Genomic DNA, 22691 nt, shown 5'->3' on the forward strand with positions numbered 1-22691 from the left:
TGCATCTCTTGCCTGCCTTTTACCCAAGGAGGAAACAGTGTCCCGGCGTCCGCTTTTTCACCGACTCGAGATCGCATCCGTCGTCGTGTTTCGCGCGCTGCACCCGGGCGACATGCTGTGCGCCGTGCCGGCCCTGCGTGCGCTGCGCGCCTCGCTGCCGAAAGCGCAGATCACGCTGGTCGGCCTGCCCTGGGCGCGCCAGTTCGCGCGCCGCTTTCACCATTACATCGACGACTTCCTTCCCTTCCCCGGCCATCCGCTGCTGCCCGAACAAGAGATGCGCCAGGAAGAACTGACGCCCTTCTACGCCGACCTGTGCGGGCGCCGTTTCACGCTGGCGCTGCAGTTGCATGGCAATGGCGCCGTCACCAACGAGATCGTCGCCGGCTTCGGCGCACAGGCGATGGCCGGCTATTGCGCCGGCGAAGCGGTCGCCACCGACCACACGGTCCTGTTCCCGTATCCGGAAGTCGGCGCGGAACCGGACCGCCTGCTGCGCCTTGTCGAGCGCCTCGGCGCCAGCGCGGCCGGCGACTACCTCGAGTTTCCCGTCGCACAGGAAGACCGGCAGGAGCTCGAGGCCAGCGGCATTGCCGCCGGCCTGGTTCCCGGCAATTACATTTGCGTGCATCCCGGGGCACGCAAGCGCGACAAATGCTGGCCGCCGCCGCGCTTTGCCGAGGTAGCGGACCGCCTGGCGGCCGAATTTGGCGTCGGGGTCGTGCTGACCGGTTCAGGCGAGGAGGCGGACCTGGCCGGTGAAGTCGCCCGCCACATGCAGGCGCGCGCGACCAATGCGGCGGCGCCGATTTCGATCGGCGCCATGGCGGCGCTGATGAAGAATGCCCGCCTGCTGGTGTGCAACGACACCGGCGTATCGCACATCGCCGCCGGCTTGCGTTTAAAGAGCGTCGTCATCTTCAGCAAGGCCGACATCGCCCGCTGGGCCCCGCTCGACCGCGACCGCCACCGCTGCATCTGGGACCCGGACGCGCAACGCTCGGCCGCGGTCCTCCAGCACGCTCGCGCCCTGCTCGCCGGCACCGACCCCAACCGCCAACGCCGGGCGGGCATGTGGCCGTACTGGTAGCGGGAGCGTAGGGGCGGCTCCATCCAAAACGCTTGTGTACTCGCGACGCCTGCGCCGCCCACGCGTTCAACGCACGCCTGAAATGGCGCGAGGATGCTGGCGCTGGCTGAACGCGTGGGCGGCGCCGGCATGGCCGGTGATCGAATAGCCGGGTGGAGCCGCCCACCCTACGTCCCGCTACATCGGTCGCGGCACCCGCTCAATCGTCCCGGCCCGTGGAAGCCAGCACCTCCCGCGCCATCCGGATCACTTGCTCGACCGGCACATCGGCAACGAAACTGGTGTCGTGGCTGCAGCGCTGGCGCAGGTTCGGCAAGCCGCAGACGGGGCAGTCCTGGCGCAGCGACAGGGCGGCGCGCAGCAGGGAGGGGCGCAGTGGGGTGCCGTCGATCAGGTTGGTGAGCCAGAAGATGCCGGCACAAGGCGTTCCGATCGCCAGCGCCAGGTGCAGGGGCCCCGTGTCGTTCGAGACGACGCAGGCTGCGCGCTCGATCAATCCGCACAAGCCGCCCAGGTCCAGCTTGCCGGACAGGTCGATCGCAGGCGAACGCATGGCTTTGATGACGCGCCGTACCAGCGGCGCTTCGGCCGCCGTGCCATTCACTGCGATGCGCGCGCCCATGGCGGCGAGCGCATCGCCGACGGCCGCGAACGACGCCGCCGGCCAGCAGCGGCGCGGATCGGAGGAGCCGGGCTGCAACAGCACCAGCGGCGCGCCGGCTGGCGCAGCGCGGCCAGCACCGACGGCGGCAGGAATATCTCCGGGTCCGGCGGCGGCAACCCCGGTGGCCGGCGCGGCGAAGGCGGCCGATGCAGTGTCTCCCTCACTGCCGCGGCCCGCAGATACCGCGACGATCGCCGATGCCGCCTCCGGCAACACCGCCGCGGCGGCCGCGCGATCTGCCGCCGTCACCGCCAGCTCCTGCTCCAGCGCCAGCTGCGCCGCCCCGGCAAGCGCCGCCACCTCCAGCAGCGCCAGGCGCCGGTTCGCCGGTTCCGCGTATGGCAGCCAGCGGTCCAGCGGCGCCGCACCATCGGCGCGCGCGCCCACCGTCAGGCGCGCACCGAAGGAGGCGACCAGGGGGTTCGAATACCTGCCGCCGCCATACATCTGGCAGGCGATATCGAAACCTTCGTCCCGCATCGTCGCGACGAAAGCGCGCCGCGCCTCTGCGTCGTCGGCATCCGGCGCCAGGCCGACCCCGGCCAGCGGCGGCACGACAAGGACACGGTCGACCGGCCCCGGCCGGCCATGCAGGAAGTCCGCATGCCATGCCAGTCCGAGCAGCACCAGCTCTGCCTCAGGATAGGCGCGTTTCAGCGCGTGCAGCGCCGGCAGCGCAAACACGAAGTCGCCGACTGCATTCGGACGCAAGACCGCGATCTTGCGCACGTCCGGCAGCCGGCCAGCGCCAGCGGCGGCGGCCGCCGTCATCGCGCCGCCCATCCAGGCGCCGGCGCCCTCCCACGCGTGCCCGACACCACGTCCGATGCACTCATACGCTCGCCGCGCCGTCGGCCCCGGGCATCGGGCCCTGCCCTGCGCCCAGCAGCACATACGGCGCATCGACCTCGCGCGCCGTCACCGTCGTCGCCAGCTCCATGTGGTAGGCACCCGAGGGCAGCAGACCGCAGCCGCCGTAACGCTCCATCACGCGCAACTGGGCCAGCACATCTTCGCCGCAGTGTTCAAGCGGCAGGTCGCGCCAGAAATCGAAGCCGCCGCACGCGCGCAGTTTATCGGTGTCGAACAGCACGCAGCCACCGATCCAGGCCACGCGGTACAAGCGATCGGGGCCCCCTGCCACGCGCGACTGCACGTGGAACAGGTTGGCGGCGCTGTGCAGGTGGTGGCGGCGCCAGGCCGCGCTGCCGGGCCGCACGGTTTCCGGCCGCACCCGTCCGTCCCAGAATTCGATCCCCTCCTGGGCCGGACGCTCCTGCCCGAGATAGCTCAGCCCGTGCACGGCGCTGCCGACAAAACCGCAGCCTTGTTCAACCAGGGCCGCATGCAGCCGCGCGACCAGGCCGGGCTCGAGGATGACGTCGTCGTCGAGAAACAGGCAAGTCGGTGCGCTCGCCCGTGCCAGCAAAAAAGCGCGCTGTTCGGCCATGCCCCGGCGCGGCAGGTGGCGCAGGACGGCGACCTCGATGCCGCGTGCGCGCAGGTAGCGCAAGACCGCCAGTACTTCCGGCGTCTCTTCGGCAGCAAGGCGCTCGGACTGGTCAGAGACGAGAATGCGCAGGCGCGGCCCCGCCTGCGCGCCAAGCGCCGTGAGCGTCACGGCCAGTGCCGCCGGCCGGCCGCAAGTCGGGATCAGGACGTCTACACACCCCGTCATGAGGCGCCCTGTCCGGCGCGCCCGCCGTGCGCGCCGGGCCGTACAAATACGGATTCAGGGCCGGATCGTTGTACATCTTGAACTGGCGATACACCTTGAAATAGGCGCGCCCCTCGCGCGCTTCGCGCAGCAGGCGGTCGAGGCAGCCGGACAGGTCGGCGCGCTGGCCGACAAGACGCTGGAGGCGCGCCGTGCAAGCTTCGATGTGGTCCGCCTTTGCGTCGCCGCGCTCGGTCTGCGCGCGCATGTGGTGAATTTTGAGCGCCAGGATCGAGAGCCGGTCGATCATGGCGCCGGCGGTCTCGCTCGACAGGCGCGCCTCGGGCGCCGGTGCGACGTCCGCCAGGCTGGCGAGGAGCGCCTCGTCGATGGCCTCCACCGCGTCGTTGCGCTGCTGGTTGTAGGCGTCGATGCGGCGCTTGCCGGCGGCGATGTCGTCGGCCGGTACGTCCTGGCGGCGGGCTTTGTCTTCTTCGCGCCACAATAAACAATTAAATCGGTGGTTCGCCGCGATCGCAATCCAGGCGCCGGGACCGCTGCCCGGATGGTCGCTCTGCCCTCCCGCGAGGCGCAAAACCGCGTCGTGATACTGGGTGATCGAGCCTGCATCGAGTCCGTGCGCCATCTCCGCCTCCGCCGTGTGAGCTGTCCTGTCAGCCCATGTTTGGAGACGAGAAGGGGCTTGAAAGTTCGGTGGGGATCAGGTGTACACTTTATGAAAGCGCAAAACAAACAGCAGTCCCCTCCACCACCTGGGTTCACCCATATCATGCGCAGCTTCGACACCCCGAGCGCTCCCTATCCGCGTCCGCAGATGGTGCGCCAGCAGTGGGCCAGCCTCGACGGCTGGTGGGAGTTCGCCTTCGACGACGCCAACGCCGGCTTGTCCGGGCACTGGTTCGACGGCCGCGAACTGCCCCAGCGGATCCTGGTCCCGTTCCCCTACCAGTCCACCCTGTCGGGCATCGGCAGCCGCGAGATCCATGAAGTCATGTGGTACACGCGCAGTGTCGAGATACCGGAGGGCTGGGACAGCGGCGCCCTGCTCCTGCACTTCGGCGCCGTCGACTACCGGGCCGACGTCTGGGTCAACGGCCGCGTGGCGGGCCGCAACCGCGGCGGCCACGTGCCCTTCTCGTTCGACATCGCGCCTTATTTAAAAGCCGGCACCAACCGCGTGACGCTGCGCGTCGAAGACCGCCAGGACCCCTATCAACCGCGCGGCAAGCAGTCTTCGTCCGGCACGCCGGTGCGCATCTACTACTACTGCACCAGCGGGATCTGGCAGAACGTCTGGATGGAACCGGTGTCCGCGCTGCGCATCGATTACCTGCGCGTGACCGAGGCGCGTCCGGACGGCACGCTGGCGCTGGACGTCTACCTGCACGGGCCCTGCAGCGACTGGGAAGCCGAGCTCGAGGTGTTCGACGACCTCGACTCCGAGCACGTCTGCGCCCAGGCGCGCGCCTCAAGCCGCAGCGCCTGCATCGAATTGCGCACCCAGGTTCCCATGCCGCAGCCGTGGTCGCCGAAGGCCCCACACCTGTACAAATTGCGGGTGCGCCTGCTGCACCGGGGCGAACCGGTCGACAGCGTCGAGTCGTACGCGGGCCTGCGCTCGATCGAGCTCAAGGATGGCTGGTTCCACCTGAACGGCGAGCGTATTTTCCTGCTGATGGCGCTCGACCAGGGCTACTGGCCCGACACCCTGCTGGCCGCGCCGGACGACGAGGCGCTGCGCGCGGACGTCATGTGGGCCAGGCGCTTCGGCTTTAACGGCGTACGCAAGCACCAGAAGATCGAGCACGAGCGCTGGCTGTACTGGTGCGACCGGCTCGGCCTGATGGTGTGGGAAGAAATGCCGAACGCCCGCTCGTGGTCCGAGGAATCGGAAGAGCGCCTCGAAATCGAGTGGCTGCGCGCCGTGATGCGCGATGCGAACCATCCATCGATCGTGGCCTGGGTGCCGGTGGTGGAGAGCTTTGGCTTTCCGGAACTCGTCCGGCATCCGCACCAGCACGATTTCCTCGAGCGGATGGTGGCGCGCACGCGGCTGGTCGACGCGACGCGGCCCGTGATCGACAACGACGGCTGGCAGCATACCGACGTCACCGACGTCTGCACGATCCACGATTATTCGCACCCGGTCGAGGCGCTGCTGGAACGCTATGCCAGCACGCGCCTGTCCGGCCTGCCACCGGACACCGGCTGGCACAAGGGCAAGGCGCTGTTCCTGCAGGGTGCGCAGTACCGCGGCCAGCCGATCGTGTTTTCCGAAGTCGGCGGCTACCTGCTGGCGCCCGAACAGGCCGAGCGGCGGCGCGACCGCCTGTACGACCACTACGGCAACGTGCGCAACGAGGACGAACTGGCGCAACGCTACCGCACGCTGATGGAGGGACTCGCTTCACTCCCCTTCCTCGCCGGGCTGTGCTACACCCAGCTGACCGATGTCGAGCACGAGCAGAACGGCTTGCTCACTGCCGACCGCGTGCCCAGATTGCCGCCGGAACAGGTCGCCGCCTTGCACCGTACGCTCTGGCCGAACGCCTGAACACCAGCAATAGCGCCAGGCGGGGCCTGCGGGCTCTGCTACGGGCGCCGCCTCTGTCGTCTGCAACGCTACTGACCCGACAATTTCATCAATTTAACTTCTCAAAAGTATGCAGATCGTCCAGAATAGGCTACAAATCATCAAATTGAGCTTATGGACAAGATCTCGTCACTGGTCGGCCGCTACTCGTTTCGTGCCCGCGTATTTTTCAACGGCGTCTTTTGCGATGCGAACGCATTTACGGAGGGCCGGTCGGCCGGGCAGCTGCACCTGGTGCGCAGCGGCCCGGTGATCTTCCGTCAGGAGGGCGCCCCGGCGCTACGGGTGGACGAGCCGGCGATGGTCTTTTACCCACGTGGCACGGCCCACGTGCTGGAGATTCCCGAAGGCGCCGGCGCCACCCTGCTGTGCGCCCACATCAGTTTCGAAGACGGCGGCGCCAATCCGCTGGCGCGCGCCCTGCCCGCATGCTTGTACCTGCCGCTGGCGGCCATGCCGGCCCTCGCCCATACGCTGGAATTGCTGTTCGCGGAAGCGGCGGCGCACGCCCAGGGGCGCGACGTGATCCTCGACCGCCTGTGCGATGTGCTGATGATTCAGGTGCTGCGCCACGAATTCGAACACGGCACGCTGTCGCTGGGGCTGTTGGCCGGCCTTGCCGACCGCCAGCTGGCGCCGGTGCTCGGTGCGATCCACGCGCGGCCGCACGAACCCTGGCAGCTCGAGACGCTGGCGCGCGAAGCCTGCATGTCGCGCGCGCGTTTTACTGAACACTTCAGGAACGTGGTCGGCGTGCCGCCGGGGGAATACCTGACGCGCTGGCGCATCGGGCTGGCGCAGGACCTGCTGCGCAAGGGGATGGCGGTGAAGGTGGTCAGCAGCCAGGCCGGCTATACGAGTGCGCCCGCTTTTACGCGGGCGTTTACGGCGCTGGTGGGGGTGTCGCCACGGCAGTGGCTGAAGGATGTTGCGCCGCCGGTTGGCATGGGCTAATGGGGCTGTTGCCTGTTCTGTTATTGGTGTTTTGAATCCGCGTGGGCATGCCCACCCTACGGGAGACGTTAACGATCCGGGTTTCGTACGAACTCGCCGTTAGCGCCGTCCGTAGGGTCGGCATGCCCATGCGGACCGTGCAAACCACGGACGGGTCACGCGACAGCGCCACGTCCCCCGAAAAACTTACTTCAGCAAACGCGTACGGCTGGCAACGAAAGCAATCACCAGCGACAGGCCGCCGACATAACCGATCGCCATTTGCATGCCGACGTGGTGGGCAATGGCGCCGATGACCGGCGGGCCCATCAGGGTGCCGCTGTAGGCCATGCTGGCGACACCGGCCAGGGCCACAGGACCCTGGGCGCCGGCGGCGCTGAACACGAACGGGAACAGCAGCGACAGGCCGAGGCCGGCGACCGCGAAACCACCGAGTGCCAGGTAGGCGTTCGGCGACAGCACGGCGAAGAACAGGCCGGCGGCGGCCAGCATCGCGCCGCTGGTGATCAGGCGCTGGGCGCCGTAGCGTGCCTTCATCTTGTCGCCGACGAGGCGCGAGATCAGCATCATCGCCGAGAAGCAGGTCAGGGCCAGGGGCGCCATGCCGTCGCCGACGTTGAAATGCTCCTTGAGGAACACGCCGCTCCAGTCGGCGATGCTGCCTTCCGACATCGAGCCGAGGAAGCCCAGCAGGCCCAGCAAAACCATCGGGCCACGCGGCAGGGCGAACTTCTTCTTTTCGACCTGCTCGGCCGTGTCTTCGATGTCCAGCGCCTGGTACGCGAAGTACAGGGCTGCGGCCAGCGGGATGGCGACCATGATGAAGTGGGTAGCCGGGGCAATGTGCAGGCCGGCCATCAGGCTGCCGAGGGTGGCGCCGACCAGGCCGCCGCCGCAGGCCAGGCCGTGCAGCATGGACATCTGCGATGTGCCGGTCTGCTTTTCGCGCTTGGCGGCAGCGGCATTCATGGCCACGTCATAGGTCGAGGCGGTGATGCCGAGCATCAGCACGGCCATCATCAGGCGCGGCACGGTCGGCGCCATGCCGATCGACACCAGCACGGCCAGCAGGGCGAAGCCGGCGACCAGCAACGACTTGCGGGCGCCGAAACGGCCCATCAGGAAGGCCGAGACCGGGAAGGACATCAGGGCGCCGACGCCGCCGCACAGCAGCACCATCGACAGGGCCGAGTGCGACACGTGCACGCGTTCGGCCAGGGCCGGGATACGGCCGGCCCACGAACCCATGATCACGCCGAACAGGGCGAACATGATCGGCAGGGCATATTGTTGCGCCTGGACGAGGACCGAGCTGCGCGACGAAGAGACCGGGGCGGGAACAGCGGAAGCGGTGGTGTGCATTATTTCCGAATCAAATTTGAATAAACCTGCGCTTCAGTTGCTGTCCGGGAGGGCTCCACTCTTCGGATCAGCCTGGGATCGGTGGCGTCTTGTTGACTGCTCTGCCGTTCGTAACTGACTGCTAACAGGGGTATAAAAAACAAACGCCAACCGTTTATTGGCTGGCGTCAAGAAGTGATGGGAGGCAATTCTACGCAAACGAAACGCGTTTTTCTTTTCCACGCGGAAAAAATTTATGCGCGTTGCGTGGTGTTCACAGTAGAACTACGTAGTTGGTTGGCAGGGCTACACGAGCTGTTTACCGCCTGTCAAATAAACGCGTTACGGAATGTAAAAGCCCTTGTTGAAAGCCTGCCGGAACAAGCAATCCACCCCCTTGTCGAACAGGGAAAATTGCGCGATCTCACCACTCCTCCTGCCCGCTCGGGGTAGCGTTAAAGCTTCCGATAGGAAACTTTTTGAGGAGATCGCGATGTCCCGTGCGTATTGGCCCTTCCTGCTGGCAGGCCTGCTCGGCAGCACTGTCCAGGCGGCCCCCTACCCGAATGTGTATGGCGCGCCGCCCGAAGTCCTGCGCGGCACCGACTGGTACCGCCAATGCCTGCGCGTCAGGAACGAAAAACCGGCGCGCCAGGTGCTGGACAACACGTCCCGCGACAAAGGGCGTTGCGACCCCGCCGCGCTCTACTACGACACCCTGCACCAGCCCGACGCCGGCAAGGCCGACTGGCAGCGCGTGCACGCCTGCGCGGCGCGCACGCAGTCGCATGGCGTGTTGATGATGCTGTATGCGAATGGCGCCGGGATGACGCCGCAGTTCGACCTGGCCTTGATGCACGCCTGCAGCATCCAGAGCCCGGTGGACGAGATGAAGAGCCGGGTCCGGCACCTGCGCCGGCGCGCCAGCGGCGAGGACCGGGAAGCGATCGACGTCTGCGACGACGCCAGCACCGACATGCGCGGCCAGTGCGCGGCGATGCGCGAGCGCCAGCGCGACAAGTCGCGCAGCAGCCAGCTGGCGGCGCTGACCCGCGGCTGGAATGGGAAGGAGCAGCTCGGCCTGGAGTTGGCGAGCAAGGCGGTTCACTATTTTGCGCAGCACCGGGTCGACTACGAGACCGATGCCGGCGGCAACGCCACCCGCTCGCTGCAGCTCGATGTCCAGGCGGCCGAACTCGACCAGTTCGCGGCCGACATCCTCGACGCCGAAGGCGGCAAGGTGCCGCAGTTTTCGGAAGGCGAATTTGCCAGCCTCGAAGAGAAAATGAACGCGGTCTACCGCCAGTTCATGCTGAACCGCCCGGCCAGCACCTCGTACCTGGGCACGATCCGCAAGACCGGCGTCGAGAAGACCCAGCGCGCCTGGCTCGCTTACCGCGATGCCATGGAACTGTTTGGTTCGATCCGCCATCCGCAGGTGCCCGGTTCCGGCTGGCGCGCCCAGCTGACCGCGCGGCGTTTAAAACAGTTGACCGAGCTCGACAACGCTGCGGCCGGGCGCTGATCAGCCTGCCCTGAACAGGGGCAGCGCGTCGGCCGGCACCTCTTCGGTGCTGAGCATCACCAGGCGGTGACTGGCACGCGTCATCGCCATATACAGCTTGCGCGCATCGGCTTCGCGCGCAGCGCTGCCTTCTTCCACCGCCAGCAGGCTCTCCATCCCCAGCAGGAACACGGCGCCGCCTTCCAGGCCGGTCGCCGTTTCCAGGTTCGCCAGGCGCAGGTAGTCGGGACCGTAACCGTCGGGCGGCTGCTTTTTATCCTTGTTCAGCCACCAGACACGTTTGATACCCAGCACCGCGCACAGGCGACGGTACAGCAGCTGCTTGGGCGTGTCCGGGCCATAGATCACGAGGAAGGCGGACAAGGGCAGGCCATGCGTGTCGACCAGCGCGACGATTTCGTTGACGGCGCGGTCGACCGCATCCTGCGGCGTGTCGAGGCGCAGCAGGATCGGCGCGGCGCCCTCTTCCATGCCGGTGAAATCGGGCTCCAGGTAATCCTCGGGATCGGCCTGCACCGCGCGCGCCAATAGGGTGCCGGCCGTGCGCAGGATCGCCTGCGTGGTGCGGTAGGAACGCAGCAGCTTCTTGGTGCGCCCGGCGACATCGAGCCCGGCGTTGCGCCAGCTGAGGCGGCTCTTCATGAAACCCTGGTTCGGATCGGCGCACAGGAACAGCCGCCCCTGCGGTTTTAATGCCAGTTTGACGGTATGGAACCAGGACGGCGCAAAGAACTGCGCCTCGTCGACCAGGATGTGTTCGTAACGCTCGAGCGCGGCGTGGCTTGGGGCGCGGCAGACGTCGGAGGCGACCGCGCTCCACATGCGCAGGCCCTCCGTGCGCAAGGCTGCGGTCACCGCTTCGAACAGCGCCCACACCTCGCGCCGCTCTTTCGCGCGCAGCGAAAAGCCGCGGCCGGCGCGGCTGGCGTCCATGTATTCGGCTTCACTTGTCACCAGCATCTCGTTGAGGAAGTCGCATTCCTCGACCAGCTGGGCGTCCGTCAGTTTCAGGTCGGGCCAGCGCAGGCGCAGGCTGCGCACCAGCTGCGGCAAGTGCATGGGGTCACCCGGCATCGCCAGCGGCGTTCCATACACCCGGCGCCACTGGCGGTGGACCCAGGCGGAATAAGTCGTGATCTCGAGATTGGCGGGCAGGCGGCCGTGGGCGCGGTGCAGGCGTTCGCGAATATCCGCCACGATCGGCGTGTTGTGGATCAGGATCAGTACCCGTTCGCGCGGATGCATCTCGGCCAGCAGCAGGGCGCGGCTGAGGGCGATCAGGGTCTTGCCGCTGCCGGCGACGCCGTTCACCAGGCGCACGGAGAGGTCGGCCGCAGCGTGGCTCTGTTCGTCCGGCAAGTCCAGGTCCAGCTTGCTCGCCCACTCTTGTTGCGGATCGAGGAACAATCCGCCCAAATTAGCGCCATTGTTGCGCTGGAAGCGACGACGTGCCACCGAGGGCAGCGGGACGCCCGACTCGGGAAAGAAGCGCCTGCGCAGTGCGTCTTCATCCTCTGGCGCAAGGGATCGCTGCAAGGCCGCCAGCCCGTCCGCGCCGCGTTCCAGGTAGCGTTCGCGCGACAGCAGGCGCACGCTGTTTGCGTCGACCTGTCCGGCCAGCTCGGCCACTTCGTCCTCGCTGCAGGCCCACAGCACCAGCAGCAGCGGCAGCGCTTCGGGCAAGGCCGCGCGCCAGGCCTGCAAGCGGGCATCGAAGGCGGCGCGCGCTTCGCTGGCGAACAGCTGGCGCGCGTCGAGGCCATCGAAAGGCGTGTCGACGACGGCCAGCGCCAGCCAGCCGCGCTCGGCATGTTCGATGAACAGTTCGGGCGCCTCCTCCTCCTCGCGCAAGGGTTTGCGCACGATGGTCGCCTCGTCCAACGCATTGAGCACGCGCTTGAGTTGCAGCTGGCGGCCGCTGGCGCGCGTCCATTCGGGGATAAACAGCGCCATGATCAGAATTCGATGCGCCGCGCCGTGGCCAGCAGGCTGCGGTACAGGGACAAGTTGCGCGCCATGCGTTCGTCGTTCGAATTGAATTCGGGCGGCAGCTCGGGGCCGATGATCACGAGTTTGGTCATCGCCCGCGTCACCGACACGTTCAGGCGCTCGGGCTGGAAGAAGAATTCGGCGACCGCCGCCAGGAAGCGCAAGTCTCCCGCGGCCAGCGTCAGGATGATCAATTCGCGCTCCTGGCCCTGCATGCGTTCGACCGTGTCGGCCACGATGGCGCGCGCCGTGTGCCAGCCGAATTGCTCGACCAGGGCATTGCGCACCGCCCGCCCGTGCGCGCGAAACGGCGTGACGATGCCGATCTCCTCCGGTTTCAAGCCGCCGTCCAGGGCCGCCGCGCACAGGTCGGCCACCAGTTGCGCATCGTCCGGATTGCGGCTGCGCGCGCGCTCGTCGAGCGTCGGGATGAACACCAGGCTCGCGCAATCGCGCAGCACGGCATCGAACGGGTCGCCATCCTCGCGCGCACGCAATACCAGCTTGCGCTCGCGGTTTGGTCCGGCTGGACGCAGGCGGCTGTCATAAAACGATTTGCTGGGCCAGGCGGCCAGTTCCCGGTTCAGGCGGTAGGTATCGGTCAGCATCACGCTGTCGACGTTATGCAAGGTCAGCTTGGCGAAGATCGAACCGGGAACGTCCTCCAGGATCGAGCGCGCCAGCAGCACCGGCGGCAACTGCTTCTGGTCGCCGATGAAGACGAAGCGCGTTCCGCGCCGCATCGCCATCAGGGCCAGCGGCAGCGTCACCTGGCTCGCTTCGTCGAACACGACGGTATCGAATTCGCAGTTTTCCAGCCGATAAGTGCAGGTGGCAAACGGCGTGGCGCCGACCGCATACCCGCCATCCTGCGGACGCCCATGCCATTCGGCGAAGCTGTCGGCAAGCAGCACGCCCGGCCCCAGGCCGCTCGATTGCGTCAGGCGGCCGATTTTCGCGACGCGCACGCCCTGGCCCGCGATCTTGTTGAGCGCATTGTTGATCGCCATGTGCGTGTGCGAGGTCACCAGCACCCGCTCGCCGCGCTCGGCCAGCAGGCGCACAGCCAGCGCCAGCACCCGCGTCTTGCCCGTCCCCGGCGGACCCTGGATGCAGGCTACCTGGTCGGCCGCGAAGATCTTGCCGACCGCCTCGGCCTGCGCCGCATTCAGGCCCTCCCTGAGGGCGATGCCTTCCGCTTCCTCGAAGTCGCGTGGGTCGAATTCATTGCTGATGCGCCCGTCCAGCAGCGGCATCAGGCAGCGGTTGGCGCGCGAAGGCGGGATGGTTTCGCCGATGTCGTCGAGCACGGCGTCGTAATATTTGGTGAGGTCGAAGTCGTCCGGATCGGCATAGCAGGGTTCGCCGTCGGCGGCCTTGATCACGGCTGCCGCGTGTTTCAGGCGCAGCAGCCAGCGCCCTTCTTCCTCGAGTTCAAAAGCCGCTTCGCGCGACAACATCGACTGCAAGGGAGAGCCACCATGCAGGCAGACCAAATCTCCCTCGCGAAAGCGCGATTCGCCGCCGTCCGGATACGCCCAGGCCGTGCCCTTCTCCGGCCCCGCTTCGATCCGCAGGAAGCGCTGGCTCAGGCCCTTGGCCAAGCGGTCCGGCAAGGGCTGGCGCCAGACGTCGAGCAGCTTCTGCTGCGCCGCCTCGCGTTCGCGCGCGACGAAGCTGCGCAAGCCGTCGAGCAGGCGCGCATGGCGCCGCGCGCGCTCGGCGCCGGCGATGGCTTTATTGTTTTCCTGCGTCATTGGGTAAGGGCGGGGGCGGCGCGTTGTTTCACAGATGGCTTATAAGTGCCGCGCGCGGCGCCGTCAAGCACGGCCGTTGTTTTGGGGCCCGCCAGCACGCCTGCGCGGTGCGGAGTAGGATAAGGATTCCGCAACCTTGAAGGAACGACCACATGAGCACGCTGTTCGATATCCCGCTGCACCGCCTCGAAGGCCAGGACGCCACGCTTGCCGACTACCGCAATAAAGTCATGTTGATCGTCAACGTCGCCTCGCAATGCGGCCTCACGCCGCAGTATGCCGGCCTCGAAAAACTGTTCGAGCAATACGAAGAGCGCGGCCTCGTGGTGCTGGGTTTTCCCTGCAACGATTTCGGCGCCCAGGAGCCGGGCGACGAGGCGGAGATCGCCGATTTTTGCCAGCGCAACTACGGCGTGCGTTTCCCGATGTTCGAAAAGGTGGAAGTCAACCGCGAGGCGCGCCATCCGCTGTACCGCGAACTCATCCAGGCGCAGCCGCAGGCACGCCAGGCCGAGGGCAGCACCTTTGGCGCCAAGCTGGCCCAGCATGGGCTGAGCCCGAAGAATCCATCCGACGTGCTCTGGAATTTCGAGAAATTCCTCGTCGGGCGCGACGGTGCGGTGCTTGCCCGCTTTGCGCCGGACGTGAAGCCGGACGATCCGGCGCTGGTGGCGGCGATCGAGGCCGCGCTGGGCTGATACCGGCAGTGCGCGCCGGCGATGTGAGGTATGGGTTAGTTAGGGCACGGTGGATGGCGCGCAAGCGCACTACCCTGCAGTCATGGGAAAGCATGTGTCACCTCGCAAGCTGTACGCGATGAAACGAATGTCGGTGGCGCTGGCGCGCGCAGCGGTTGCACGGCCGTTTGGACCGGCAACGGACCAGGCGCTGCGCTGGGCCGCGGCCTGGGGCATGGCGTCGGGCATCCGCACGCCGCATACGCCGCTGCGCCTCCGGCGCGATACGCTGATCGGTTCGGCCGGCGGCCCGCGCCTGCATTGAGCAGGCGCACGGCAGCGCGCCGTGCCGGGATTTCCCGCTCGCTGCCGAGGTCTCACCAGCCCTACTTACAGGAGAGCGATCATGGCCTATGTCGATGGTTTCGTCATTCCCGTTCCGAAAGATAAACTCGAGGCTTACCTGGACATGTCCAGGCAATGCGCCGCCATATGGCGCGAACTCGGGGCGACCGAGTTCCGCGAATGCGTCGCCGACGACGTCAAGCCGGGCAAAGTCACGTCCTTCCCGCAGAGTGTGAACCTGAAAGAAGGCGAACTCGTCATCTTTTCCTGGATCGTCTACCCCTCGCGTGCCAAGCGCGACGAGGTCAACGACAAAGTGATGAAAGATCCGCGCATGGCCGAGTTCATGAAGCCGGAGAACATGCCGTTTGATGGCAAGCGCATGATTTTTGGCGGGTTCGAGATGGTGGTGGACGAATAATCCTGTCTCCTGGGCCCAGGCCTGGCGGTTTGTCCGGCGACAGTCCGGCTGTCACGCGGGATGCGTGCTTCCGGTGGCAGTTGCAGGCTTTGGCGGCGGTGGCGGTTCTGGCTGCGGCTGCGGTTGCGGTTGCCGCTGTACTTCAGGTTGCGTCTGCGGCCTCTGCGGTGAGTCCCGCGGAGGCGGGGTATGCTTGCCCCTGCCAAAAATATCCAGGAACACGCCGATGCCGGCGCCGACGGCGGCCGCCCCCGTCGGTGACAGCCCGTCCGATTGCCGTGCAGCCTTTGGACCGAAGTACTTCCGGGTCCACGCCAGCCTGGCATTGGCCTCTTCCGGCGTCAGTTGCTGCACTTGCACGGCGCCGTCGCGCGTGGCCACATACTCCGTATTTCTCCCGAGGATAGCCGGGCTGGGACTGCGCATCTCGACCTCTCCTTCGATGACGGTGACGCGCGATTCGTTTTCCAGGCTCTCGATCTGGACGAAACTCCGGGCCACCCCCGCCATGTTCAATCCGTCCTCGAACTGCTGGCACTTCAGGTTCTGGAACGCCACCTTGCCGTAAAAGACCTTTAGCAGGAGGCAGGCCCCTTGCCTGAACAGCGGATCGGTGTTTTCGTCGAGCTGGATTTCTCCGCCCTTATTCAATATCAGTTTCGCGCTGGTGCCAGGTCCGGTGGACACGGTGTCGCAAGGGCGAGCGTGCACAAGCCAAGCCAGGAAAGTAGCGAATGACGCCATTTCATTTTTTCTCTCCCTGCATGACAGCCGGATCGCGTGCGGAAGCAAACAAGTCGTAGCTGCCATCGAGTTCCGCCCGCCTGACGGTGGCGGCGGGAATCCAGAACAGTTTGCGGATCGATGCATCCCATACGACAAATTCCTGCGTCGTCTGGTTCAACAAGAACAAGGGTCCCCGCATGGGAAACGTGAGGTTCTCGTTCGGCGTCAGCGTGATGCGGGGGTAGGTGACCGGCCTTTGCAGGACCCCGTAATCCATCGGCAGCAAGATCAGGTAGAGGGCTGCCGCAACGAGCGAGGGAGCGGCGTACCAGCCGCGCCAGCGCCAGGGCAGCGCGGTGCGCCAGGTGAGGTAAGCGAGCAGGACAGCGAGCACGAATCCAAAGACCAGCTCCTCGAATGCATTGTTCAGCAAGCGGTCATTACGGCCCAGCAGGGCCTCTCTCAGCACATCGGCGCCCTGCCCCATCATCGCGGCAGGACACGGCGTGCTGCCGGACTGCGCGTACAGCAGGTTCCCGATGCAGAGCGGGCGTTGAAACTTCAGGAGGAAGGTCTCGGCACGCCAGAGAAATGCGGCTAACAGGGAGACGAAGACAAGCAGGCGCCCCCATCCCTGGCTGCCGACATCGGGAAGCCGGCTGCGCAAGCGTTCGCGCCAGCGCTGGGCATGGTTGCCGAGCAGCCGCCGCAACACGATCCCCCCAATCACGGCCCATCCGAGCACGGCAAGCAGCGGCAGTGCCGAATTGCTCATCGTTGAATAGGCCAGGACGAGAAAAAATTTCCCGCCTTCCTGGACAATGGCGTGATTATCGAAATCGAGCACGCCGTGCAGGCCGAGCATGCTCAAGTGCGCACGCGTGATCAGGTAGCCGGTCGCGTAGAAAATGGCCGTGATGCTGGCCAGCGAGCCGCCCAGCCAGACGAGAAATCCCTTGATCCCGACCAGCAGGCTCACCTCCCCTTCACCGGGCACGGACGAGGGCGGCTCGGAAAACTTGTCGGCCATCGCATTCCCCTGTTGACCCACCACGGATAGTGCGCGATCAGAATGGACGATGATACGGCCGCGCCCCGAGCGCGCCGTTTGACATTGAACAGGACTCCACGGGTACAACTACCGGCAAAAAAAATCCCCATCAATCACGGATTGATGGGGATTTTTCCAGTGTATCGGCTATTAGCTCGCCGACGAATTTAGAACGGGATGTCGTCATCCATATCCGAGAAGTTCGGTGCCGGACGCTGCGGCTGCGGACGGGCCGCCGGTGCCGCTGGCGCCTGGCGTGGCGCCGGACGCTGCTGTTGTTGTTGTGGCTCGTAGCCGCCGCCGTCGTCCATGCCCATGTCGTTGCCGCCGCCCATGCCTGCGCGGCCGCCCAGCATCTGCATGTTCTCGGCGACGATGTCGGTTGCGTAGCGCTCGATGCCGTCTTTATCGGTGTACTTGCGGGTCTGCAGGCGACCTTCGACGTAGACCGACGAACCTTTTTTCAGGTACTGGCCGACGATCTCGGCCAGGCGGCCGAAGAAGGAAATGCGGTGCCATTCGGTCAGCTCTTTCTGCTCGCCGGTGTTCTTGTCCTTCGACTTGAACGAGGTCGCGACCGCGATGTTCGCGATGGCGTCGCCGCTCGGCATGTAGCGGATTTCCGGATCGCGGCCGAGGTTGCCGACGATGATGACCTTGTTAACTGATGCCATGTGTTACTCCTTCAGGATGTTGTGAGCCCTGGCTCTGCACTCGTCCTAAGCGCCAGGGAACTGTGTACTTCAACGCGATATTATGGGGCCGAACCGCCGCCGTTAAAAGAAGATTTTGTTGGCTTGACTCAGCCTTTCCAGGGGCGCAAAGAGAGCGAATCGGTGTCCGCGGACCGTCCGGCGCGGTCGTCAAATTTATTTTCGGATTCTGAACTGTTTGCCATTGAAGCCTCGCGCAAACGGCTCACATACGGGCGACTGGTATTGTCGATTTCAGTCCCGCTTCTCGGAACGGCATATCAAGCTGCCATCACTGGTACACCAGAGTACTGGATGAATGTACAGCCGCAACAAAAACGCGTTAAACTAGTAGATTCCCCTCGATTGGCCCGCCTTTCGCGACAGTATCGTGCGCGGCCCCGCAAAACTTATTGAAAGCCTGCCAACCTCAATGGAAGAAATTCGTATTCGTGGTGCCCGTACGCACAACCTCAAAAACATCAATCTCGACCTGCCGCGCAACAAGCTGATCGTCATTACCGGCCTGTCCGGATCCGGCAAGTCGTCGCTTGCTTTCGACACCCTGTATGCAGAGGGCCAGCGCCGCTACGTCGAGTCGCTGTCTGCCTATGCGCGCCAGTTCCTGCAGTTGATGGAAAAACCGGACGTCGACCTGATCGAAGGCTTGTCGCCGGCCATTTCCATCGAGCAGAAAGCGACCTCGCACAACCCGCGCTCGACCGTCGGCACCGTCACCGAAATCCATGACTACCTGCGCCTGCTGTACGCGCGCGTCGGCACGCCCTATTGCCCGGACCACCCGCACGAGCCGCTGGCGGCGCAAACCGTCTCGCAGATGGTGGATACCGTGCTGGCCATGCCGGAAGGCACGAAGTTGATGATCCTGGCGCCGGTCGTGGCCGGCCGCAAGGGAGAACATGGCGATTTGTTCGCAGGCATGCAGGCCCAGGGTTTCGTCCGCTTCCGCATCCAGAGCGGCGTGAATCCGGCCAAGATCTACGAGATCGACGAGCTGCCGAAACTGAAGAAAACCGAAAAACACTCGATCGACGTCGTGATCGACCGTATCAAGGTCAACCCGGACATCAAACAGCGCGTAGCCGAGAGTTTTGAAACCGCGCTGCGCCTGGCCGATGGCCGCGCCGTGGCTTTCGAGATGGACACCGAGCAATCGACCGTGTTCTCGAACAAGTTCGCCTGTAACGTCTGCGGCTATTCGCTGCAGGAACTCGAGCCGCGCCTGTTCTCGTTCAACAACCCGATGGGCGCCTGCTCGCAGTGCGACGGCCTCGGCCACATCGAGTTCTTCGATCCGAAGCGCATCGTCGCCTTCCCGAATTTGTCGCTCGCTTCCGGCGCCGTCAAAGGCTGGGATCGCCGCAACCAGTTTTATTTCCAGATGCTGTCGAACCTGGCGGCACATTACGAGTTCGACCTCGATAAACCCTTCGAGCAGTTGCCCAAGCCGGCGCAGGACGCGGTCCTGTTCGGTTCCGGCAAGACCGCGATTCCGTTTACCTATGTGAACGAGCGCGGCCGCACCGTGATCCGCGAGCACACCTTCGAAGGCGTGGTGAACAACCTGCAGCGCCGCTACCGCGAGTCGGATTCGATGGCGGTCAAGGAAGAACTCTCGAAATTCATCAACGAGAAAAAATGTCCGTCCTGCGACGGCGCGCGCCTGCGTACCGAAGCGCGCTTCGTGAAAATCGGCCAGGGCGCCCAGCAGCGCGCCATTTATGAAGTGTCGGACAAGCCCTTGCGCGATACGCTGGAATTCTTCGAAACGCTGGAACTGACCGGCGCCAAGAAGGACATCGCCGAGCGCGTCATCAAGGAAATCATCGCGCGCCTGAAATTCCTGAACAACGTCGGCCTCGATTACCTGTCGCTCGACCGCAGCGCCGATACCCTGTCGGGCGGCGAAGCGCAGCGGATCCGTCTCGCTTCGCAGATCGGTTCCGGCCTGACGGGCGTGATGTACGTGCTCGATGAGCCGTCGATCGGCCTGCACCAGCGCGACAACGACCGCCTGATCGGCACCCTGAAACACCTGCGCGACATCGGCAACAGTGTATTGGTGGTCGAGCACGACGAGGACGCGATCCGCACCGCCGACTACATCGTCGACATGGGTCCGGGCGCGGGCGTGCACGGCGGCCAGATCATCGCGGAAGGTACGCTCGAACAGATCATGGCGAACGAGCACTCGGTGACCGCCCAGTACCTCGACGGCCGCCGCAAGATCGTGGTGCCGAAGAAGCGAACCCAGGCCAATCCCGAGCGCCAGCTGGTGATCACGAATGCGACTGGCAACAATTTGAAAGGCGAGACGCTGACGCTCCCGGTTGGCCTCATGACGTGTATTACGGGCGTGTCGGGTTCGGGTAAATCGACGCTGATCAACGACACCCTGTATCCGGCCCTGTCGCGCCACCTGTACGGTTCGCAGACGGAACCGGCGCCGCACGATGCGATCTTTGGCCTCGAGCATTTTGATAAAGTCATTTCGGTCGACCAGGCGCCGATCGGGCGCACCCCGCGTTCGAACCCGGCGACGTATACCGGCCTGTTCACGCCGATCCGCGACCTGTTCTCGACCGTGCCGACGGCCAAGGAACGTGGCTACTCGGCCGGACGCTTCTCGTTCAACGTCAAGGGCGGCCGCTGCGAAGCCTGCCAGGGCGATGGCGTGATCAAGGTCGAGATGCACTTCCTGCCGGACGTGTACGTGCCCTGCGACGTCTGCCACGGCAAGCGCTACAACCGCGAGACGCTCGAAGTGCATTACAAAGGTAAAAACATCACCGAAGTGCTGGAGATGACGGTCGAAGACGCGCACGAGTTCTTCAAACCAGTGCCAGTCATCGCCCGCAAGCTGCAGACCCTGCTCGACGTCGGCCTCGGCTACATCAAGCTGGGCCAGAGCGCGACGACCTTGTCCGGCGGCGAGGCGCAGCGCGTGAAATTGTCGCTGGAACTGTCGAAGCGCGATACCGGACGGACGCTGTACATCCTGGACGAGCCGACGACCGGTTTGCACTTTGCCGACATCGACCTGCTGCTGAAGGTGATCCACCGCCTGCGCGACCAGGGCAATACCCTCGCCATCATCGAGCACAACCTCGATGTCATCAAGACGGCGGACTGGATCGTCGACCTGGGACCGGAAGGCGGCGCCGGCGGCGGCAAGATCGTGGCGACGGGCTCCCCGGAAGAAGTGGCCGAGAATCCAGACAGTGTGACGGGCAAGTACCTGGGACCGCTGCTGAAACAGTAAGCGTCCGCGCTTGGTTCAGAAAAAAAGGCAGGGCCGCGGCCCTGCCTTTTTTGCATGTGTAGGGTGGGCTCTTGAGCCCACCCTACACATCAGGCGTGCCGCAAGGACTGCATCGCCGCCCGCACGAACGCAAGCATGCGTTCGTCCACCATGCCCGGCTGTTTCAGTTCCGGCTCGTTCTCGAGTGCCTGGCGGATCTTTTGCTGGGTTGCGGGATTGTCCCCGGCAAACGAGCGGAACAGATCGAACCAGTCGCGCGCGAGCGCCTGCGCCTCCGGAGAATCCGGTGCGCGTCCCTCGTCCATGGCGCTGCGTACGCGCGCGATCAGCGGCGGCCACTCGGCGTTGCGCTTGCCGAGATTGGCGCGCACAAAGGCGAGTTCGTCGGCATCGAGGTAGCGCCCGTAGACCGCCAGCTGCGTCTCTTTCGAGGCCTCCAGCACAAAGGCCATCACCGCCGGCGTGATGCCGGTATGCTCCTGCACCGACGGTTCCTGTTCGTGCATCGTGTTCAGTTTTGCGAACAGGATCGGATTGGAGCCGGTATCGCGCGCCAGCATCGCCATCCAGCGCTTCGCCAGCGCCCGGGATTCGGCGTCGGCCGGGCTGGTCCCGGCGTCGATCAGCTGGCGCACGCGCGCCACCAGCGCCTGCCACTCGCCTTCGACCTTCTCCGCGTTCGTGACCAGCGGCAGTTGTTCGAGTTCTTGCTGGGTAAAGTATTTGTCGTACATGGTCATTTGCTCCAAAGTAGTCAGCCAGTCGGCCGGGTCCGGTTGCCGCCCATCGCCCAGCTGCCCACGCAGGCGCACGAGGCGGCTGCGCAGGACGCTGGCCTGCTCGATCTGCTGGGTCAGCATGGCGATCTGGCGCTCGACGAGGTGGTCGAGCGCCAGGTCCGGTCCGGTGAGAGTGGTCCCGATCTCGGCCAGCGCCATGCCGAACCTGCGCAGCGCCAGGATGCGGTGCAGCCGGGCGATGTCAGCGTCGTTATAGAGCCGGTAACCGGCATCGGAACGCGCCGAGGGAGACAGGAGCGCGATGGCGTCGTAATGGTGCAGCGTGCGCACGGTCAGGCCGGTGCGCTTTGCCAGTTCTCCGATTTTCAACAGCATCGTGTCCTCTCTTCTTCATGCGTGCACCCAGCCTGGGGCCTGACGCTGCGTGAGGGTCAAGCACTACGTTAAAGCCTTAATATTAATACTTCACGGCAATCGAGAGGCGAATGGATCGATGCGATTACTCATCATGGGGAACTCGGGTTCCGGCAAGTCGTATCGCGCACGTGCGCTGGCCGCGCAGCATGGGCTGGCGCATCTGGACCTGGACACCATCGTGTGGGAGCCGGGCCTGATTGCCGTGCCGCGCGCGCCGGAAGCGGTACGCGCCGAGCTGCTGGCATTTATTGCCAGGCACGAGGCCTGGGTGGCGGAAGGCTGCTACGGCGATTTGGTGGAAATGGCCCTGCCGTATTGCTCGGAACTGGTGTTCATGAATCCGGGACGCGCCGTGTGCCTGGAGAATAATCGTCGGCGGCCATGGGAGCCGCACAAGTACGCATCGATGGAGGCGCAGCAGGGCAAGCTGGGCTTTTTGCTGGAATGGGTCGGCGGGTATTACGAACGCGATGATGCGATGTCGTATGCCTGCCACCGGCGCGTGTTCGATGGTTTCGCTGGTAATAAAACCGAAGTCACGGTGCTGGCTTGGCAAAGAATGTAGGGTGGGCTCCGCCCACGCGGTACGGCGGTGGTTCAAAGGCTGCGTCCCCGCCAGATCAGCGGCCACGCGCACCATACTGCTGTGCTACGGAGGCTGTGCGGCTGCTCATCTGTTCTACCGCGTGGGCAGAGTCCACCCTACGGTACGCAGCTTCCAAGGCTGTGGCAGAAGATCGCGCCGTGC

19 protein-coding genes are annotated in these 22691 nt (G+C 65.3%); 9 read left to right on the top strand and 10 right to left on the bottom strand.

Features of this window, described 5'->3' with window-relative positions:
- Positions 1–37 precede the first annotated feature (37 nt).
- Entirely contained in the window at positions 38–1090 is a 1053-nt protein-coding gene (locus tag AC1MEM_RS02705; RefSeq protein WP_499475149.1) for a glycosyltransferase family 9 protein, read from the top strand.
- 199 nt (positions 1091–1289) lie between these two features.
- Here AC1MEM_RS02705 and AC1MEM_RS02710 read toward each other — a convergent pair whose 3' ends face one another.
- From AC1MEM_RS02710 to AC1MEM_RS02720, 3 genes are read right to left on the bottom strand one after another with little or no spacing between them, the layout of a single operon-like run.
- Entirely contained in the window at positions 1290–2537 is a 1248-nt protein-coding gene (locus AC1MEM_RS02710) for a glycosyltransferase family 9 protein (RefSeq protein WP_499475150.1), read from the bottom strand.
- 49 nt (positions 2538–2586) lie between these two features.
- Complete coding sequence (locus AC1MEM_RS02715; RefSeq protein ID WP_499475152.1) at positions 2587–3432, bottom strand: glycosyltransferase family 2 protein; 846 nt, start codon at positions 3430–3432, stop codon at positions 2587–2589.
- Positions 3317–4057: a DUF4254 domain-containing protein gene (locus tag AC1MEM_RS02720; RefSeq protein WP_499475154.1), complete on the bottom strand. Its 741-nt coding sequence runs from the start codon at positions 4055–4057 to the stop codon at positions 3317–3319. Before AC1MEM_RS02720 ends, AC1MEM_RS02715 begins: the two co-directional genes overlap by 116 nt.
- Positions 4058–4147: 90 nt before the next feature.
- On the opposite strand from AC1MEM_RS02720, the gene AC1MEM_RS02725 reads away from it, so the two are divergent.
- Together AC1MEM_RS02725 and AC1MEM_RS02730 are read left to right on the top strand one after the other, a co-directional pair.
- The gene (locus AC1MEM_RS02725) at positions 4148–5986 is read left to right on the top strand and encodes a glycoside hydrolase family 2 protein (RefSeq protein WP_499475155.1); all 1839 of its coding nucleotides are present in this window, start codon (positions 4148–4150) and stop codon (positions 5984–5986) included.
- Positions 5987–6139: 153 nt separating this feature from the next.
- Positions 6140–6979, top strand: a complete 840-nt coding sequence (locus tag AC1MEM_RS02730; protein WP_499475156.1) for an AraC family transcriptional regulator — start codon at positions 6140–6142, stop codon at positions 6977–6979.
- A 186-nt stretch (positions 6980–7165) separates the two neighbouring features.
- On the opposite strand, the gene AC1MEM_RS02735 is transcribed toward AC1MEM_RS02730, so the two are convergent.
- Complete coding sequence (locus tag AC1MEM_RS02735) at positions 7166–8341, bottom strand: MFS transporter (RefSeq protein WP_499475158.1); 1176 nt, start codon at positions 8339–8341, stop codon at positions 7166–7168.
- A gap of 472 nt (positions 8342–8813) precedes the next feature.
- On the opposite strand from AC1MEM_RS02735, the gene AC1MEM_RS02740 reads away from it, so the two are divergent.
- On the top strand, positions 8814–9845 hold the full coding sequence (locus AC1MEM_RS02740) for a lysozyme inhibitor LprI family protein (RefSeq protein WP_499475159.1): 1032 nt from the start codon (positions 8814–8816) through the stop codon (positions 9843–9845).
- Here AC1MEM_RS02740 and AC1MEM_RS02745 read toward each other — a convergent pair whose 3' ends face one another.
- Together AC1MEM_RS02745 and AC1MEM_RS02750 are read right to left on the bottom strand one after the other, a co-directional pair.
- Positions 9846–11798, bottom strand: coding sequence for a DEAD/DEAH box helicase (locus AC1MEM_RS02745; RefSeq protein ID WP_499475160.1), 1953 nt, complete (start codon positions 11796–11798; stop codon positions 9846–9848).
- A 2-nt stretch (positions 11799–11800) separates the two neighbouring features.
- A complete protein-coding gene (locus AC1MEM_RS02750; RefSeq protein WP_499475161.1) occupies positions 11801–13591 on the bottom strand; it encodes a DEAD/DEAH box helicase in 1791 nt (596 codons plus the stop codon).
- A 152-nt stretch (positions 13592–13743) separates the two neighbouring features.
- Here AC1MEM_RS02750 and AC1MEM_RS02755 point away from each other — a divergent pair, with 152 nt between their 5' ends.
- From AC1MEM_RS02755 to AC1MEM_RS02765, 3 genes are all read left to right on the top strand, one after another.
- Complete coding sequence (locus tag AC1MEM_RS02755) at positions 13744–14289, top strand: glutathione peroxidase (protein WP_499475162.1); 546 nt, start codon at positions 13744–13746, stop codon at positions 14287–14289.
- A 118-nt stretch (positions 14290–14407) separates the two neighbouring features.
- Positions 14408–14593: a hypothetical protein gene (locus AC1MEM_RS02760; protein ID WP_499475163.1), complete on the top strand. Its 186-nt coding sequence runs from the start codon at positions 14408–14410 to the stop codon at positions 14591–14593.
- An 81-nt stretch (positions 14594–14674) separates the two neighbouring features.
- The gene (locus AC1MEM_RS02765) at positions 14675–15034 is read left to right on the top strand and encodes a DUF1428 domain-containing protein (protein ID WP_499475164.1); all 360 of its coding nucleotides are present in this window, start codon (positions 14675–14677) and stop codon (positions 15032–15034) included.
- 51 nt (positions 15035–15085) lie between these two features.
- Here the strand turns inward: AC1MEM_RS02765 and AC1MEM_RS02770 are convergent, their stop codons facing one another.
- The 3 genes from AC1MEM_RS02770 to ssb all read right to left on the bottom strand — a co-directional run bounded on the left by AC1MEM_RS02770 (position 15086) and on the right by ssb (position 17485).
- The gene (locus AC1MEM_RS02770) at positions 15086–15721 is read right to left on the bottom strand and encodes a hypothetical protein (RefSeq protein WP_499475165.1); all 636 of its coding nucleotides are present in this window, start codon (positions 15719–15721) and stop codon (positions 15086–15088) included.
- 58 nt (positions 15722–15779) lie between these two features.
- A complete protein-coding gene (locus AC1MEM_RS02775; RefSeq protein WP_499475167.1) occupies positions 15780–16790 on the bottom strand; it encodes a hypothetical protein in 1011 nt (336 codons plus the stop codon).
- 188 nt (positions 16791–16978) lie between these two features.
- The gene (gene ssb, locus AC1MEM_RS02780) at positions 16979–17485 is read right to left on the bottom strand and encodes a single-stranded DNA-binding protein (protein ID WP_499475168.1); all 507 of its coding nucleotides are present in this window, start codon (positions 17483–17485) and stop codon (positions 16979–16981) included.
- A gap of 451 nt (positions 17486–17936) precedes the next feature.
- Between ssb and uvrA the strand changes: the two genes are divergently transcribed.
- Positions 17937–20786, top strand: coding sequence for an excinuclease ABC subunit UvrA (gene uvrA, locus AC1MEM_RS02785; RefSeq protein ID WP_499475169.1), 2850 nt, complete (start codon positions 17937–17939; stop codon positions 20784–20786).
- Between the two features lie 89 nt (positions 20787–20875).
- On the opposite strand, the gene AC1MEM_RS02790 is transcribed toward uvrA, so the two are convergent.
- The gene (locus AC1MEM_RS02790; RefSeq protein ID WP_499475170.1) at positions 20876–21901 is read right to left on the bottom strand and encodes a MerR family transcriptional regulator; all 1026 of its coding nucleotides are present in this window, start codon (positions 21899–21901) and stop codon (positions 20876–20878) included.
- A 118-nt stretch (positions 21902–22019) separates the two neighbouring features.
- On the opposite strand from AC1MEM_RS02790, the gene AC1MEM_RS02795 reads away from it, so the two are divergent.
- Positions 22020–22508: a P-loop NTPase family protein gene (locus tag AC1MEM_RS02795; RefSeq protein WP_499475171.1), complete on the top strand. Its 489-nt coding sequence runs from the start codon at positions 22020–22022 to the stop codon at positions 22506–22508.
- The last annotated feature ends 183 nt before the right edge of the window (positions 22509–22691 follow it).

The sequence above is a fragment of the Telluria sp. AIW5 genome, from assembly GCF_056680575.1.